The sequence below is a fragment of the Paenibacillus sp. FSL H7-0326 genome (assembly GCF_001955535.1).
Classification (GTDB): domain Bacteria; phylum Bacillota; class Bacilli; order Paenibacillales; family Paenibacillaceae; genus Paenibacillus; species Paenibacillus shunpengii.
Map to the genome: position 1 here is coordinate 574,264 of NZ_MPVN01000004.1, position 16,897 is coordinate 591,160.

Consider the following 16,897-nt stretch of genomic DNA (forward strand, 5'->3'; position numbering starts at 1 on the left):
CATGCGGGTTCTTTTTTTATAGAGTTATTGAAGGAGCCTTGTTACACTGTTGATAGAAAAGTCCATGGAGAATGGACGGAAATTTCGGTTTTTTCAGGAAGTAGTAGAGGAAAGAACAAGGATTTGATACACTATTATAGTTGTTTAGCAGAATGGCTACACTGATAGAGTATATAGTTAATCATTTGAACGATGTATTAGGATATAGGCAAAGTAAAAAAAGCCTGTTTAGGAGGATATATGAATACAAAAGCATTGAGAAGAGAAGATGTCGAGCTGTTAGCACCTGCCGGCGATTGGGATTGTATGCGTTCAGCAGTAGCGAATGGCGCAGATGCAATCTTTTTCGGTGTGGAGAAGTTTAATGCTCGCGCAAGAGCGAACAATTTCCGGATGGAAGAGCTGCCTGAGATTATGGCTTTTTTGCATAGCTATGGAGTCAAGGGCTTTCTGACGTTTAACATATTAGTATTTGAAAATGAGCTGGCGGACGCCAAAGAATTGGTTGATGCTTGTGTAGATGCAGGTGTGGATGCAGTAATTGTGCAGGATCTGGGTCTAGTGAAGCTGATCCGCGAAATCTCGCCAGATTTCCCAATTCACGGTTCAACTCAAATGACGATTACTTCGCCGGAGGCGGTAGAGTTTACGAAGCCTTTTGATATTGAACGTGTCGTACTAGGCCGTGAGAACAACCTGAAGCAGATTCAAAAAATCGGGGAGCAAGCGAAGCTGCCGATGGAAGTATTCGTGCATGGTGCACTCTGCGTTTCTTATTCAGGTCAATGTTTGACTTCCGAGATGTGGGGCGGACGCTCTGCCAACCGCGGTGAGTGTGCACAGGCCTGCCGTCTTCCTTATGATCTGATGGTGGATGGCGAGCAGAAGCCAATGGGTGATGTTGCTTATCTGTTATCTCCGAAGGACCTGGCTGCAATCGACATTATGCCTGAGCTGATTGAGGCCGGTGTTACTTCCTTCAAGATAGAAGGGCGTCTGAAGACACCGGAATATGTAGCGAATGTAGTAAGCAAATATCGCAAAGCGATTGATGCCTATTTTGACGGGATTAAGGATCCAATTAGCTCTGAGGAGATTCGTGAGCTGCAGCAGAGCTTCTCCCGTGGCTTTACGCATGGCTTCCTTGAAGGGACCAACAACAAGAAGCTGGTGGACGGAACGTTTCCGAAGAGCCGTGGTGTCTATTTGGGCCGTGTAGAAAAAATTCTTCGCGACGGCGTCGTATGTAAACTGGAAGCTCCGGTGAAGCGTGGAGACGGTATCGTATTTGATGCCGGCGATCCGACCAAACGTGAAGAAGGCGGACGTGTCTATGATATTCGTCGTAAAGGCGTGAAAATTGAAGGCGAAGCAGGTGAAGGCTGGATCATCGACATTGTGCCTGGCCGCAGTGATGTGGATCTGCGCCGTCTGCATGAGGGCGACCGGATCTGGAAGACCAACGACCCAGCGCTGGATAAGCGTCTGCGTCAAAGCTATGAGACAGAGAAGCCATATCGTGTGTTCCCGGTTCATGTGAAGGCGGTAGGAAGACCAGGGCAGCCGCTCGAAACCTGGTGGACCGATGTACAGAAAGGCACTACCGTTCAGGTGAATTCCGAAATGGAGCTCGAACTAGCGAAGAAACGCCCGATGAATGATGAGCTACTCGAAGAGCAGTTTGGACGACTGGGTGGTACAGTGTATCAGCTCGAGGAACTGGATGTACAGCTGCATGGAGATATCATTATTCCAATGCGGGAGCTGAACAACATTCGCCGTCAGGCAGTGGAAATGCTGGCAGGAGAACGTCCGAAGCCGCCGGTATATGTGAAGCGTGAAGTGGAGGTTTACGGTGATTCCGTTAAGCCAGCTCCAGCGGTGAAGCGCGGTGCAGCGGAGCTTACCGCATTATGCCGCAGTCTGCCTCAAGTAGAGGCTTGTCTTGAAGCGGGAGTAGACTTTATCTATGCAGACTTCGAGTTCATCAAGCAGTTCCCGGCTGCGGTAGAGATGGTGCATGCTGCAGGCAAGAAAATTGCACTCGTTACACCACGCATCCACATGCCTGGTGAGAACGGCTACCATAACAACATCCTGCGTCTGAAGCCGGACGCGGTGCTGGTTCGTAATACGGGCGCACTGTATTTCTACCTGCGTCATCGCATGGAGAACCCGGAGGCGAATCATCCGGAGCTGATCGGTGACTTCTCACTGAACATTGCCAACCACAAAGCAGTTGAGCTATTCCTTGAAGCAGGCTGTGATGCGGTTACTCCGTCTTATGACCTGAACATTCAGCAAATGGTCGATCTGCTGGAGCGTTCCCGTACAGACAAGATGGAAGTGGTTATTCATCAGCATCTGCCGATGTTCCACACAGAGCACTGTGTGTATTGTACATTCCTCAGTGAAGGAACGGATTACACGAACTGCGGACGTCCTTGTGAAGATCACAGCGTATCTCTGCAGGACCGTATTGGTATGTCTCATCCGGTGCGTGTCGATGAAGGCTGCCGGAACACGGTATACAATGCCGTCGAGCAATCCGGTGCCGAGTACCTGACGAACTTCATGGATCTGGGTGTATCCCGCTACCGCGTAGAGTTCTTGGAAGAGACACCGGAGCAGGTACGTGAGGTGCTTGGACTGTACAACCGTGCACTGCGCGGTGAGATCAGCGGTACACAGGTATGGAAGACACTTAAGGCAACCAACCAGCTAGGCGTAACACGCGGGCAATTGGTGAAATAAAAATGAATTAGAGCCGCTCTCTTTACAATGAAGAGGGTGGCTCTTTTTGCTAGTGAAAAATTTATTATATGAACATCATCATGTAGAGATATTAAAGCCATGAAAAGCTTCCAAGTATCAAAGCAATTCCATACTCGTCGTTGTTTTAATGAGTTATGAAATTGATTCTGCTTAGAGAAGTTTCCAGTTCATTCCTTTATAATGAATTCATATCTTAACGAGGGAGATCTCTGAATGAAGATTCGAAAAGCGATAATTCCTGCGGCTGGACTAGGTACACGATTTTTGCCAGCGACCAAAGCAATGCCCAAGGAAATGCTGCCGATCGTAGACAAGCCTACGATCCAATACATAATGGAAGAGGCGGTAGCCTCCGGAATAGAAGACATTATTATCGTGACAGGTAAAGGAAAAAGAGCGATCGAGGATCATTTTGATAACTATTTTGAACTGGAGCATAACCTGGCATCAAAACAAAAATGGGGGTTGCTTGAAGAAGTTCGTAAATCTTCTGAGATGGCAGATATCCATTATATTAGACAAAAGGAACCTAAGGGACTCGGGCACGCAATCTGGTGTGCTCGTAAGTTTATAGGAAATGAGCCGTTTGCCGTATTACTTGGAGATGATATTGTTGAATCTGATCCTCCTTGTTTGCAGCAGATGATGGGTATATATGAGCAGCATGAACAGCCTGTAGTAGGAGTTCAACCCGTTCCGTGGGAACAAGTATCGAGATATGGAATTATAGAAGGAAATCAAATCGAAGATAGAGTATATACAGCCAATAATTTAGTAGAGAAACCACCAGTAGGAAGCACCCCATCTAATCTGGCGATTATGGGGCGTTATATATTAACACCAGATATATTCAATATCCTTGAGAATCAACATACGGGTGTGAATGGTGAAATCCAGCTGACGGATGCGATTGCTACACTTGGTGCCAGCAGAGACATTTTGGCATACCATTTCGATGGAACTCGTCATGATGTCGGAGAGAAGTTAGGATTTATCCAGACCACTCTTCATTATGCGATGCAGCGTGAAGAGCTTCGTGAAGGATTAAGTGAATATCTGGAGGAGCTCTTGAGCTCTTATCGGACTTTGAAATAAGCAAGGATTATCGATCTAAAAAAGCAGCGAGCTGAAGACAACTCTTCAACTCGCTGCTTTGTTTGTATTGCTAGAAATTTAAAGAGGCTAACTGATCGATTTGCTCATCTGCTTCAGGCTGAATTCCAATTAACTGATTGTAGACCTGTTCGTCGGTTTGGCCTGCTTTTTGTAATGATGCCAGATACCACCGGGCTAGTTCTTGATTGGCAGGGTCATTCATATCTTCTGTCAAACCTTGCTTCAAGGTAGCTGCGGCTTCAGCAGATTGATTCTTCATAAATTGTATCTTACCTGCATTCAGAGCAATAGCGGGTGTGATTTCAAATGCACGCCCTTGGAGCTGTCCTTCAGGCAGTGTCTTCAGATGCTCGATACCCTCTACTACATGCTGGTAAGCTTGTAATCCTGCTGCGAAGTATTCGTCCTTCTTCGCTGTATCCTGATTGCCAAGAGCTTGGTAACCATATTCGAAGGCTTGGCTGATCAGCGTCTCGTACCAATCAATATCCCAAGCAAAGTTGGCGGCTTTTTCTTCCTGAATAGCAAATGCTTGCTCATTCTCCCCTTTTGTCTGGAGAAGAGAAATCTTGCGTTTTAGCATATTTTTATTATAAGGCTCCTCTTCAAGCCCGTTGTTAATCCATGCCATTGCCTCATTGTAATACTGTTCATCCTGAGTCTGTGTATAGACCTGCTGGTAGATCTCTGCCATCAGCAGCAAGGAATCCGGGTGAGTGTCTCGGATGGACAGGTCCTTATCCAGCGCTGTCTTGATTTCATTAAAATCCTGACTTGTCTGAACGACTTGCTGTGCATCGACAGCAGCGTAGCTGGACTGCAGATAACGAACCGAAGTAAATAGTACAAAGATAGACAGAATACCTACAGCCCCGACATATAGGTAACGAATACCTGCTCCTTTGAAGCTGAGCTTCTTCAGGGGCTTATTATCCATAACCGCGGCCATACCGCCGAACCCGAGAAAGACGAGCATACCTATAAATGCATAACTCATATTAAAGTCCAGGATACTATGAACCAGGATTGAGAATGTAATGATGAAATACAGGAAATGGGACTCTCTGTCTTGCTCCGACTGACGAATGTACCCTCTGATATATTTCCAGATAATAAAGATCATAAAGGCCATAAAAATAATGAATCCTAGAATACCGACCTCTACGAGATATTGCATGAAAAAGTTGTGCGCTTGGCGACTCGTGTACGGGTTATTCTGGTACGTTTCATATAAAGCCGCCCAAGCTCCACCGCCGGCTCCAATGATTGGATAGTCGGCTAGCAGCTTCAGTGCATCCCGATAGAACGTAAATCGCTCGAGCACACTGTGCTGGTTAAAGTTGATGTTCTCCAAACGAACTTGAATGCTGTCGGGCAAAATGTTTTTGAGACTCGTAAACAGAAGCAGCAGAGCTGCAATAATGGCAACAATGGAAGATCCGATGGGAATCCATAGGCTCGATAATTTGCGATCAGACCAGCGCTGTACTCCGTTTGTCAGGCGGGAAGCAGCATAGCTCTGAATAACCCAGGCAAGAACTGCCACAGCAATAGATGCAACAATCAGGTAAATCCAGCCGTTTAAAGCTGTAGATGCTGAATATTGTTCATGCAATGCCAGACCTGCTGAAGTAATAGGATTAAGTACAATTACCGTCGCTGCGCCCGCTATGAGACAGTATATGATCCATAAAATTTGTTTTGCAGGCTTGAGGAACAGCAATAACACAACAAAAACAACCGGGAGAAGAACAAGACCCGTTCTCGACAAAGTCAGCATAATGGAGACAATGATCGGAACAAGCATAAATCCATGAGTTAACTGACCGTACCATTTAATAGATCTAACTAAGCTAAAGATAGCTGCAAAGAGCAGAGCCATGAGAAAAGCTGCATATGTATTGGCATATTGGAATACTGAGGTTAGCCTCGGACCGTTAGAATCAACCATCACGGCATCGATGTATTTTCCATTCTGTACAGCGCTCGTAAACCATCCGACAAGATTCGCTGCCAGATTCGGCCCTCCCAGCCAGTTCAATAGACCAAATCCGACAATAACATATGAAATACCCAAAATTGCCAAATGTATGATATGATTGATTTGTTTGCTTTGGAGAATATACACTGCAATGGCAAATACAACCGCATAAATGCATTGAATGAGTACCATGTTCGTTGCAAGATAGTGGGAGGCTGCCGATATAAGAGAGATGACATAAGTTAATGGAAGCAACAGGACAGCGACAAGCAGCCAATCTCTTTGTGTTTCCAGCTTAATTTCTTTGTAATAGCTGGCGATCCATAGAAACATCAAGAGAGTTGAAATGAGTACTGCCCAATAGATTGGCTTCTCGAAATTTAACATTTGTCCATTAAATAGGGCGATCTGGAACGGAGCCCAGAACAAAAATAAGATGAAGCCAATGACTAGAATCCATCGGGTAACACTGATTTGGTTCTTCGGATCAATACCGCTCGATGGCTTAGCGGATTTACCGTATACTGGATTCGACAAGGTAGAATTCTCCTTTTCTAGTAGATACGACATTATTTTAACATAGTCTAATTGTAAATATAAAACTTTTATAATACTGGATTTTTCATTGAGGTTTTTGCATTTGGAGGAAATGTAATGAATTTTGTTAAAAAAGCTATTTCGCATACATTAAGGGATAGAAGATTGATTGTGGACTTATCTAAAAAGGATTTTAAGTCAAAATATTTAGGTTCTTATTTGGGAATCGCTTGGGCTTTTATCCAACCTGCATTTATGATTTTGGTTTATTGGATCGTCTTTGAGCTTGGTTTTCGTACAACTGCAGTTGATGATATACCATTTGTGCTTTGGTTAATGGCGGCAATAGTGCCTTGGTTTTTCTTTTCTGAGGCTACGACTAACGCAATGTATGCATTTACTGAAAATAGTTATTTGGTAAAAAAAGTTGTGTTCAGAATAAGTATTCTTCCTATTGTGAAAATTTTATCATCGTTTTACGTCCATTTATTCTTTCTTTGTATTTTAATTTTACTATTATATGGATACGGCATAGATCCATCGATTTATAACATACAGGTACTATATTACCTTGTTTGCTTAATCTTGTTTGTACTAAGTATTTCTTGGATTACATCCACTCTAATGGTGTTTATGAAGGATATTGGGCAATTTGTATCCATGTTATTGCAAATTTTATTCTGGCTTACTCCTATATTGTGGGACTTTAAAATTGTCTCTGAAAAATTTGAATTTTTATTTAAACTCAATCCGCTTTTTTACATTGTTCAAGGTTACAGAGATTCTCTAATTAATCATGTTGGTTTTTGGAATTACTATAATCTCACAATTTATTTTTGGTTGTTAACAGCTTCTCTATTTCTGATAGGATTCCTATTGTTTAAGAAGCTTAAACCGCACTTTGCAGATGTGTTATAGGGAGAGTGGTTGATATGGTTGCTCCGATCATTAAAGTTAATAATTTATCAAAGGTCTATAAGATATACGAAAAAAATACAGATCGGATAAAAGAAGCTTTACTACCAAAGTCTAGAAATAAGCACAGGGAGTTTTTCGCCCTTAACAACGTGAGCTTTGAAGTCAGTAGAGGAGAAATAATCGGAATTGTAGGTAAAAATGGCTCAGGAAAGTCTACCTTACTTAAAATTATTACTGGAGTGCTGCAACCTACGAGCGGTGAGATATCTGTCCTTGGAAAAGTATCGGCTCTCTTGGAACTTGGGGCTGGTTTTAATCCTGAATATTCTGGGATGGAGAATGTCTACTTAAATGGAACGATTATGGGATATACAAGACAAGAGGTAGATCAAAGACTCGATGCTATCTTGTCCTTTGCAGATATAGGTGACTTTATACACCAGCCAGTAAAAACTTACTCAAGTGGTATGTTTGCACGTTTAGCTTTTGCTGTAGCTATCAATGTTGAGCCTGAAGTACTAATAGTAGATGAAGCCTTGAGTGTTGGAGATGCAGCTTTTCAAGCCAAATGCATGAAAAGAATGAAAAGTTTAATGAAGAGTGGAACGACTATTCTATTGGTTAGTCATGATACAGGAACAATGAAATCAATGTGCAGCCGAGTCGTGTATCTTAACCAGGGCGAAGTCATCGATATTGGTGATGCCGGAGAAGTTTGCGATCGTTATATTCAGGATCTTCGTAGCCGTGAGGGAATGTTTACATTAAAAGATAATTTGCCTAATGAAAAAGAGCCTAGCACTTCGATAAGCCTTCAGGAGAACACGTCATTTTATTCAGAGAAAGAGAAAATACAATTTGACAAAGCAGTAATAAATAATAGAACTGGCACAGGCGAAGTATTGATTAATTTTTGTGGATTATACAATGAGTTAGGTGTAGCATCTGCAGAATTTGGGTTTGATGATTTGATTCGTTTAAGAATTGAATATTTGGCTGTCGATGATATTAATAACCTTGTTATTGGGATTCACGTTCGAGACAAGAATCAGATGGAAATCATCGGAACAAATACATTTTATGAGGGAGTATCTATCTCTCAAAAGGTTTCTGGGGAACGAGGATATGTGGAATTTAGTTTCAAGAATCGGTTAAGAGAGGGAAACTATTCTTTTACTATACTAGTTGTGGATCAAATTCCGACCAATTTGTTTTATGATCGAATTGATCATGTGTGTTTTTTTAAATCAAAAGATCCCATTGGTCAAACCAGATGGGCATTGGTTAGTTATCCTATGGAAGTTTCATTAGAAGAAATTAATGGAGGCTAATGTATGGATAACGAGAAATTAACATCTACTAAAGATTTCGTTAGAGATCTGATATCGAACAACATAATTAAGTTAGACAAATATAAAGACATTCTTATAATTGGAACTTATTTACCTGGGAATCTCACTGGACTTCTTGTGGAAAATTCCCATCTAACTAAAGATGTATTTGCTTCTCAGATAGATTCTCGCTTTCAAGAGTCTGAAGGTATAATTTATCAGAAAGATTTTAGGAAGATAATAAGGCAGTTTGAATTAATTATTGTTTCCGAAGTGTTTGATAACGAATATTTGAAGGGTCAGAAACAATTGTTACTATTAGAAATAGATCGTATGCTCCAAGATGATGGGATTCTTCTTTCTATTCACTTAGACGCTAATTATAGTACTCGGTTCCCTTATTTGCTTGCTAAAGAAATTTACCACGATATCGACGATAAGAATTATAGATTTGAGGTATATGTAAAATGATTCTACAATACGATCTTCGTGAAGGCACGGAAGTAACTCCTGATAATTTTTACACTAACATGATAGAGCTTAAACATAAGAAAATTGTTTCTTTGGCTGATTACCAATCGAACAATCCAAATCATATTTCAATTATTTTTCTTGTCTCAGATAAGAAACAAATTGATAGCGATGGGAGTATAAGAATCTGTGAGTTATTAAATATTCCTTATCAGATTGAATATACTACGTCAATAAACTCAATAGATGTTACTGATTTTAAGATTCATAATGTTACACCGGAAGTTCATTTCACTAAAGCAAAAATTGCTGTAATTATAGCTTCTTATAATTATGGGAACTTTTTAATAGAAGCGGTCGAATCTGTCTTAAGGCAGACAAGAAAACCCGATGAAATATGGATATCCGATGATTTTTCTACTGATAATACCGAAGAAATTGCAAAGTCCTATGTGAAACGGTTTTCTGGATATATTAAATATAATCGCAACGAGGAGAACCTGGGTATTGTAGAGCACTTTAACAAGGCAGTATCGCTGACTAGTTCGGATTATATATGCTTTTTGGGTGCCGATAACCGATTCAGAAGTGATTATATTGAAAAGACAGCAGCTATATTAGATGCTGATGATAACATTGGTGTGGCATATACTGATTTCTCACTATTTGGCCCACGTGCCAAGATGGTATATGCAAACTTTGATGAAAAATGGAGAGGGAAAATCAAAGAAGAGATTCACTATATTATAAATTTCCCTGATTATGATGATACATCTAAGAGTTTATTGAATGAAGGAAAAAACTTTATTCACGGTTCCTCGATGTATCGACGGGAAGCGTTCGACCACATCGGAGGTTATGTTGAAAAGTCCGAGGTTCCTGAAGATTATAATTTCTTTTTGAGGATGACCAATAATGGATGGGCAGCAAAGAGAGTAGGCGAGCCATTATTGGAGTATCGACAACATTCAACAGAACAAGCAAACCATCGTATGATATCAATGGCTGAATTATCCTATTATAAAAATATAAATCAAACTTTGAAGCAAACCATTGGGGAGAAGGATAAATATATAAAGTGGCTGGAAGAAGTTGTATCTGAAAAGGAGAAAGGTATCCAATGGTTCAATTCACAATTATCTGAAAAAGATCAGGGGATTGAGTGGCTTCATACACAATTAAACGAGAAAAGTGAAGGCATTGAATTTCTAGATAGACAAAACAGAGAGAAAGACGAAAGAATCAACATGTTAACGAGTCAATTAAGTGATTTGAGAGAACAATTAGATCAAATGTCCAAGAAAAGAAGAGAGCTAGAACAAGAGAATGACTTATTAAAAAAAACATTCATAAATAAATTAACTTACTTTATGAGGAAGAGGGGCAAATGAGTATACCGGTAGAAGATTCATGGATGAAACCAATAGATATTATTCTTGTTTCATATAATTCGGAAAAGTGGATTGAACAATGCTTAAAGTCTATTGAAGAAGTTGATTATCCTTTAGATAAGATCACTATTACATTTGTAGATAACGATTCGACAGACAATACTAAAAATCTCATAACGAGCTATAGAAACAAATCTTTGTTCGGAAACTATCAGCATATTTTCCTAGACTATAATTCGGGTTTTGGTAAAGCCAATAACATTGGTGTACAGCACACTTCGAGTCCCTATGTTTATTTTCTAAATATTGATACAGAACTTCATGCAGATTCACTTAAAGCACTGATGAGTGCAGTAAAGTCAGGAGCAGAAGAAGTAGCCCTTTGGGAATCTAGACAATTTCCTTATGAGCATCCGAAATATTATAATCCTGTAACCTTAGAAACTACGTGGTCAAGTGGAGCCTGCTGCATGGTAAGACGTGATCGTTTTATTGAAGTAGGCATGTTTGACGAGAAAATATTTATGTATGGGGAAGACGTGGATTTAAGTTGGAGGCTTCGGGCTTATGGATACTCATTAAACTATGTTCCAAAAAGTGTAGTACACCACTACACCTATCTTTCAGCAGGAGAAGTTAAGCCCAACCAATATTATAATAGCACCTATATGAATCTAATGTTGAGGTATAAGTTTGGAAATCTAAAAGATATTGTTAAAGGGAATTTCATGTACGGAGGCCTTTTGATGGTTAATGGTCCTGTACAAAATCATAAAAGTCGCATTTGGAAAAACTTAATAAAAAGCCCTATTGAAGGCATGAGATTTCGCAGCTGGAAGAGAAAAAAAGGGGAAAATGATTTTAAACCTGACTTTAAGCTATGGGATTATGAAATAATCCGGGAAGGAGCGTTTTACGTTAATGAAAAGCCTTCCGATTTCCCTTTGGTGTCAGTACTAATTCGTACCTGCAACAGACCAAATGTCCTTAGAGAAGCTTTAATAAGTATCAGAAATCAAACCTATCCTAATATAGAAGTAGTAATTGTAGAAGATGGCAATGATGTCTCCAGAACTATGATTGAGAATGAATTCAATGACTTGAATATTCTTTACAAGGCTACAGAAGAAAAAGTAGGAAGATGCATTGCAGGTAACTTAGCCATGCAAATTGCGAATGGTGATTACTTTAATTTTCTAGATGATGATGATCTATTCTTTTCTGATCACGTTGAAGTACTTGTGAATCAAATTCTTAAGAATCCAGCATATAAGGCTGCTTACTCTATTGGCTTTGAAGTGCCGACAGAGGTATTGTCCCAAGAGCCATATAAATATGTTGAAAAATTTCATAATGTGCAGCACAGGCAGCCTTTCAATAGGTTAGTTTTGCTTCATCATAATTATTTCCCTATTCAAACAGTAATGTTCCACAGAGAAATATATGAAGCTTTGGGAGGAATGGATCCAGAACTTGAAGTTCTAGAAGATTGGGATATGTGGATTAGATATGCTCTCAGATATGATTTCTTATATGTTGAGAAGTTGACTTCACTTTATCGCATTCCAGCAAATGTTGTGCATAACACAGAAAGACAAGAATTATTTGATAAATACCTATTTATTGTAAGGGAGAAACACTTTAAGAATAAGTTTGAAATTGATATGGCTTCTATTTATAGGGATACGGAGTTTATTATTAATAAACCTCCTATGATTATATATAAAATAAAGAATATGGGGATAAAGACGTTTTTATTTAAAGTTAAGAATAAACTATTTTTTTATGCTAAGAGGATATTGAGATAGTTTTTGATTTAGTCATAATTATATAACTACAAAAGGTGAGAATGAATTGACTAACAAAATATGGTTTTATCCAACTCTAATTGTACTTTTAGTTCTTGTTTTCTTTCTTCAAATAATATTAGGAACAGCATTCTTTGGATGGGATATCTTAGACTATCACTTCCCATATCTTTATCAAACTATTAATGGTTATCGCGATTTTGATTATTTGTGGTCACCCTATATTTTATCAGGGTACCCTGTATATGCAGACCCACAAGGAGCCATTTCATATCCGTTTAACTTCTTACTTTCTTTCATAAAAGATGATCCTGGATATATCATCATCGAAATGCAAGTGATTTTTCATTTTATGCTAGCTGGTCTATTCACGTATTTTTATGCAAAGAAGATTGGATTTAGTAATCATGTTTCATTTATAAGTAGTATTGTTTTTATATTCGGTGGATTTATGGCGACTCACACCCAACATTATGGAACGATTGATGCCATTGCTTGGGTGCCTTTAATGTTACTTTTATTGGAATATTCTTTTGAGAAGAAAAATAGGTATTTTTACCTTATACTCACTGGATTAATTTATGGGATGAGTGTATTAGCCGGACATATACAGACATCACTAAATACTGCTTATTTATTGATTTTCTACTTAATGTGGAGAAATTTCTTTGGTAAATCTATTAATAAAAACACTGTTTTCACTTTTCTAAAATCAGTTTTTCTTATGTTTTTTATTGGTGGTCTTATAGCGATAGTTCAAATATTGCCTACTCTTCAGCTAATGTCTGATTCACCAAGATCTGAAATGTCACTTGATGGATCAATGGCAGCCAATCTAGTTCCGATTCATATCATTTCATTAATACTCCCTTATTTTTTTGGCAAGTATGGGTACACACCAAGTTGGTTGAATAGAGAAATTGTTGAAAGTCACTTGTACATTGGATTAATACCTTTAGTATTGGTTATTGTTGGATTTATACTTGCTTCCAGATATAAGGAAAGCAATTCAAGACACAGCGCTGTAACTTTTTGGTTTGTATTTACGATCATTTATTTATTAATGGCCTTTGGTGGAGAGACGATATTACATTATATCAACTATTACATTATCCCTGGTTATAACAAATTACGAAGATCCTATAATTTTTATTCTTTTACCACGTTTGGTTTTTCAATTATAGTCGCTTACACACTAACTTTTGCTAGAGTAAATTTTAAAGTGTTTTATTTACTATTTAAGAAAATCAATAAGATCTTGTTAATGTTTCTAAGTTTGTTAGTAATTGTACTTTATGGGGTACTGTTACTTAGTAATAGTGAATCAATCGAAATCGTTAAGCCAATTATCAATAATGCAATAATCAGCATAGTTATTATCTCGTTAGGGGTATTAATCTCCACAGCTTTGTATCATAAAAAAATAAAAGGTGCTCATTTTAGTACACTATTAATAATTCTAATTTTATTTGATGTTTTTTCATTTAACGCTAATCAAATCTTTAATGCTCAAAAATTAAATGTGAAGAGTGTAATAACTCAGTCTGCTTTATATGGAGAAAATCTTGAGTTTGTACCTGAAATTGAACAAAGGATAGAAAATAATACGTCGACCGACGCTGAAAAAGTTATGTTTTTAGGTTTTCCTGCAACAATTCAGAATCAATCTATTTTATTTGGTTTCGAGAACATATACTCGTATAACCCTATGAGAATTAATTCATATGATAAGTACCTTCAACAGGTATTTCCTTTAAAAGATGAGTCTGGTCTTGGTTCTGATGTTAAATTCAACTCAACAATGTTTAACTTGCTCGGTGTGAAATACATCGTAGCCACAAGTGATTATGTGGAGACTAATAGCGTTGAATTGAAAGAACCTAATTTCACTTTGATTGGGTCTTACAACGGAGGCAATTATATTCTGTTTGAGAATAATGAAGTATCTCCTGAAAGCTTTATTAGCTATAGCATTTCAAGAATGCCTGAAGATAAAGTTTTGCCATACATGAGCTCAGATGAATTTTTGGGTGAGGAAATTGTTTTTGATGACCAAGTTGAAAACAAAACTATAAATCAAAGTCAGTATAAAAATGAGCCAGTAAAAGTGAACCAGACTGGTAATGGGAACTTCTCCATATCAGTGGACATGAAAGATACCGGAGCTTTATTTGTGAATAAAACATACTATGATGGCTGGAAAGCGTTTATTGAAGGCAAGGAATATCCTGTGGAGAAAGTCAATGGAACCTTTATAGGTATGGAAATTGGTGAAGGGAAATATACTATTGACTTTGTTTTTAAACCGAAAATTTACTATATCAGTGCGTTTGTCAGCGGTGTAACTGCAATAATAGTAATTATTTATATAATCACAACTGTATTCAATAGAAATAGAAGATACGGGCTTGTTCAAGATAAGGAGTAAATATGTGATGAAAAAGATATCCTTTGTGATTCCGGTATTTGAAGAAGGAAGTAACATCTTTAATAATATTGAATGCATCATGTCCTATATAAAAGATTTAAAATATGAATTTGAATTTGTGATTGTTGACGACGGTTCAAATGATCATACATGGATCGAATTACAAAAACTCAGTTTCAAGTACCAATACGTAAGAGTCATACAGCTAAGTAGAAATTTTGGGAAAGAGGCAGCACTTTGTGCTGGGTTGGATAATATATCTGGTGATGCTTGTATTATAATGGATAGCGATCTGCAACATCCTCCTTCCCTATTGCCTATTATGATTTCGTATTGGGAAGAAGGGTATGAAGTTGTTGAGGGGGTTAAGTCGGACAGAGGCCAAGAAAAGTTTATGTATAAGACATTAACCTCACTCTATTATAGTACACTGAACAAGCTAACGGGAACAGACTTGACAGGTGCCTCCGATTTCAAACTTCTAGATAAAATGGTTGTTAACTCTTGGAGAAACATGAGAGAACGTGTAACTTTTTTTCGAGGTATGTCCGCTTGGCAAGGTTACAATAGGAAACAAGTATCTTTCAATGTAGAGCAGAGAAGTGGGGGAGATACAAAATGGTCTATTAAAACTTTATTTGTCCTAGCTAAAAATTCTATTACTTCATATTCTACTATTCCTCTGCATTTTATTACTGTCATTGGTTTCTTCTTCTTATTAGGGGCAGTTGCACTGTTTATTCAAACCTTATACCAGAAGCTTTCTGGAAATGCCGTTTCAGGGTTCACAACAGTCATACTATTGCTTTTAATCACAGGAAGCTTACTTATGATTTCAATTGGAATTATTGGCGAATACATTGCGCGTATCTATGAAGAAGTTAAAATGAGGCCGAGATATCTAATAAGAGAAATTACAAATGGTAAGAAAAATGAGATGACTTCAGAAAGGTACTATGAATATCAAAATAGTTAGATTTATCTCAAATTATTTAGAATTGTTAAAATACGGAGTAGTAGGAGTTTTAGGTGCAGGTATACACTTCTTTACTATGGTGCTCTGTGTAGAAGTGTTTGGCATTTCTTCTTTAATTTCTTCTGTTATTGGATTTTCTTTATCACTGGTAATTTCTTTTATATTGAACTATAAGTGGACGTTTAGTAACAGAGTTGATCCGCAAGATGGAAATCATAATAGGACTACATATTTTATAAAGTATGTAGTAGTTTCTCTAAGTGGGTTGTTAGTCAACTTAATTACGATTTATTTGATGAATGATGTGTTTTTAATATGGTATGTATATGCTCAACTGACAGCTTCTTTTATAGTTCCCATTCATAATTATTTTTTAAATAAATTCTGGACTTTTAATAAAAAATTCAAAAGGAGTACAACATGAAAGCTATTATATTAGCAGGAGGAACCGGCTCAAGATTATATCCACTTACTAAAGTAACCAATAAGCATTTGCTTCCAGTAGGCAAATATCCAATGATATTTCATTCCGTGTACAAATTAAAACAAGCAGGACTTAATGACATCCTCATCGTCACTGGCAAAGAACACATGGGAGACGTCGTTAACCTTCTCGGCAGCGGCCGAGAAATGGGAGTTACCTTTACATACAAAGTACAGGATGAAGCGGGTGGAATTGCACAGGCACTTGACCTAGCAGAGCACTTCGTTGGAGAAGACCAAATGGTCGTCATTCTCGGAGACAACGTATTCGAGGACGACATCACTCCGTTTGTTGAAAACTTCCGCCAGCAAGGAGAAGGCGCCAAGATCCTTCTGCAGCAGGTCGCAGACCCTCATCGTTTTGGGGTGGCTGAGTTGGAGGGAGATCGAATCATATCTATTGAGGAGAAGCCCAAACAACCTAAAAGCAACTACGCGGTAACAGGAATATATATGTTCGACCATCGCGTATTTAATATCGTCAAAACGTTGAAACCTTCTTCTCGAGGCGAATTGGAAATCACAGACGTTAACAATGCATATATTGAACTAGGAGAATTAAGCTTTGATGTACTTCATGGCTGGTGGACTGATGCAGGTACTCATGCTTCTTTGGCGAGAGCCAACGAATTGGCGAAGGATCTGCTGTTCAGTGAAGACTTCGGTAAGCTGAAAATATAAA

At 38.4% G+C, this 16,897-nt stretch carries 12 protein-coding genes; 11 read left to right on the forward strand and 1 reads right to left on the reverse strand.

Annotation, left to right across the window (positions count from 1 at the left end; genetic code table 11):
- Positions 1-240: 240 nt before the first annotated feature.
- A complete protein-coding gene (locus BK126_RS21420) occupies positions 241-2,754 on the forward strand; it encodes a U32 family peptidase (RefSeq protein WP_076314558.1) in 2,514 nt (837 codons plus the stop codon).
- Positions 2,755-2,988: 234 nt separating this feature from the next.
- Positions 2,989-3,870, forward strand: a complete 882-nt coding sequence (gene galU / locus BK126_RS21425) for a UTP--glucose-1-phosphate uridylyltransferase GalU (protein WP_076314559.1) — start codon at positions 2,989-2,991, stop codon at positions 3,868-3,870.
- A 70-nt stretch (positions 3,871-3,940) separates the two neighbouring features.
- On the opposite strand, the gene BK126_RS21430 is transcribed toward galU, so the two are convergent.
- Positions 3,941-6,409, reverse strand: coding sequence for an O-antigen ligase family protein (locus BK126_RS21430; RefSeq protein WP_076314560.1), 2,469 nt, complete (start codon positions 6,407-6,409; stop codon positions 3,941-3,943).
- A gap of 117 nt (positions 6,410-6,526) precedes the next feature.
- Between BK126_RS21430 and BK126_RS21435 the strand changes: the two genes are divergently transcribed.
- Genes BK126_RS21435 through BK126_RS21475 form a run of 9 tightly spaced genes read left to right on the forward strand, consistent with a single transcriptional unit; the run spans position 6,527 to position 16,896 of the window.
- Positions 6,527-7,327, forward strand: a complete 801-nt coding sequence (locus tag BK126_RS21435) for an ABC transporter permease (protein ID WP_076314561.1) — start codon at positions 6,527-6,529, stop codon at positions 7,325-7,327.
- Positions 7,328-7,341: 14 nt separating this feature from the next.
- On the forward strand, positions 7,342-8,658 hold the full coding sequence (locus BK126_RS21440) for an ABC transporter ATP-binding protein (protein ID WP_076314562.1): 1,317 nt from the start codon (positions 7,342-7,344) through the stop codon (positions 8,656-8,658).
- A gap of 3 nt (positions 8,659-8,661) precedes the next feature.
- Complete coding sequence (locus tag BK126_RS21445; RefSeq protein ID WP_076314563.1) at positions 8,662-9,129, forward strand: hypothetical protein; 468 nt, start codon at positions 8,662-8,664, stop codon at positions 9,127-9,129.
- Positions 9,126-10,520, forward strand: a complete 1,395-nt coding sequence (locus BK126_RS21450) for a glycosyltransferase (RefSeq protein WP_076314564.1) — start codon at positions 9,126-9,128, stop codon at positions 10,518-10,520. The genes BK126_RS21445 and BK126_RS21450 overlap by 4 nt, the downstream gene beginning before the upstream one ends.
- On the forward strand, positions 10,517-12,328 hold the full coding sequence (locus BK126_RS21455; protein WP_076314565.1) for a glycosyltransferase family 2 protein: 1,812 nt from the start codon (positions 10,517-10,519) through the stop codon (positions 12,326-12,328). The genes BK126_RS21450 and BK126_RS21455 overlap by 4 nt, the downstream gene beginning before the upstream one ends.
- Before the next feature lie 46 nt (positions 12,329-12,374).
- Positions 12,375-14,756: a YfhO family protein gene (locus tag BK126_RS21460; protein ID WP_076314566.1), complete on the forward strand. Its 2,382-nt coding sequence runs from the start codon at positions 12,375-12,377 to the stop codon at positions 14,754-14,756.
- A 7-nt stretch (positions 14,757-14,763) separates the two neighbouring features.
- On the forward strand, positions 14,764-15,732 hold the full coding sequence (locus BK126_RS21465; RefSeq protein ID WP_076314567.1) for a glycosyltransferase family 2 protein: 969 nt from the start codon (positions 14,764-14,766) through the stop codon (positions 15,730-15,732).
- Positions 15,713-16,156 (forward strand): GtrA family protein, encoded by a 444-nt coding sequence (locus BK126_RS30285; RefSeq protein ID WP_076314568.1) that lies wholly within the window; start codon positions 15,713-15,715, stop codon positions 16,154-16,156. Before BK126_RS21465 ends, BK126_RS30285 begins: the two co-directional genes overlap by 20 nt.
- Positions 16,153-16,896: a sugar phosphate nucleotidyltransferase gene (locus tag BK126_RS21475; RefSeq protein WP_076314569.1), complete on the forward strand. Its 744-nt coding sequence runs from the start codon at positions 16,153-16,155 to the stop codon at positions 16,894-16,896. The genes BK126_RS30285 and BK126_RS21475 overlap by 4 nt, the downstream gene beginning before the upstream one ends.
- Position 16,897: the final 1 nt, after the last annotated feature.

Coding starts and splice junctions, on each gene's coding strand:
- BK126_RS21420 (WP_076314558.1), top strand. CDS start 241: ATGAATACAAAAGCATTGAGAAGAGAAGATGTCGAGCTGTTAGCACCT.
- galU (WP_076314559.1), top strand. CDS start 2,989: ATGAAGATTCGAAAAGCGATAATTCCTGCGGCTGGACTAGGTACACGA.
- BK126_RS21435 (WP_076314561.1), top strand. CDS start 6,527: ATGAATTTTGTTAAAAAAGCTATTTCGCATACATTAAGGGATAGAAGA.
- BK126_RS21440 (WP_076314562.1), top strand. CDS start 7,342: ATGGTTGCTCCGATCATTAAAGTTAATAATTTATCAAAGGTCTATAAG.
- BK126_RS21445 (WP_076314563.1), top strand. CDS start 8,662: ATGGATAACGAGAAATTAACATCTACTAAAGATTTCGTTAGAGATCTG.
- BK126_RS21450 (WP_076314564.1), top strand. CDS start 9,126: ATGATTCTACAATACGATCTTCGTGAAGGCACGGAAGTAACTCCTGAT.
- BK126_RS21455 (WP_076314565.1), top strand. CDS start 10,517: ATGAGTATACCGGTAGAAGATTCATGGATGAAACCAATAGATATTATT.
- BK126_RS21465 (WP_076314567.1), top strand. CDS start 14,764: ATGAAAAAGATATCCTTTGTGATTCCGGTATTTGAAGAAGGAAGTAAC.
- BK126_RS30285 (WP_076314568.1), top strand. CDS start 15,713: ATGAATATCAAAATAGTTAGATTTATCTCAAATTATTTAGAATTGTTA.
- BK126_RS21475 (WP_076314569.1), top strand. CDS start 16,153: ATGAAAGCTATTATATTAGCAGGAGGAACCGGCTCAAGATTATATCCA.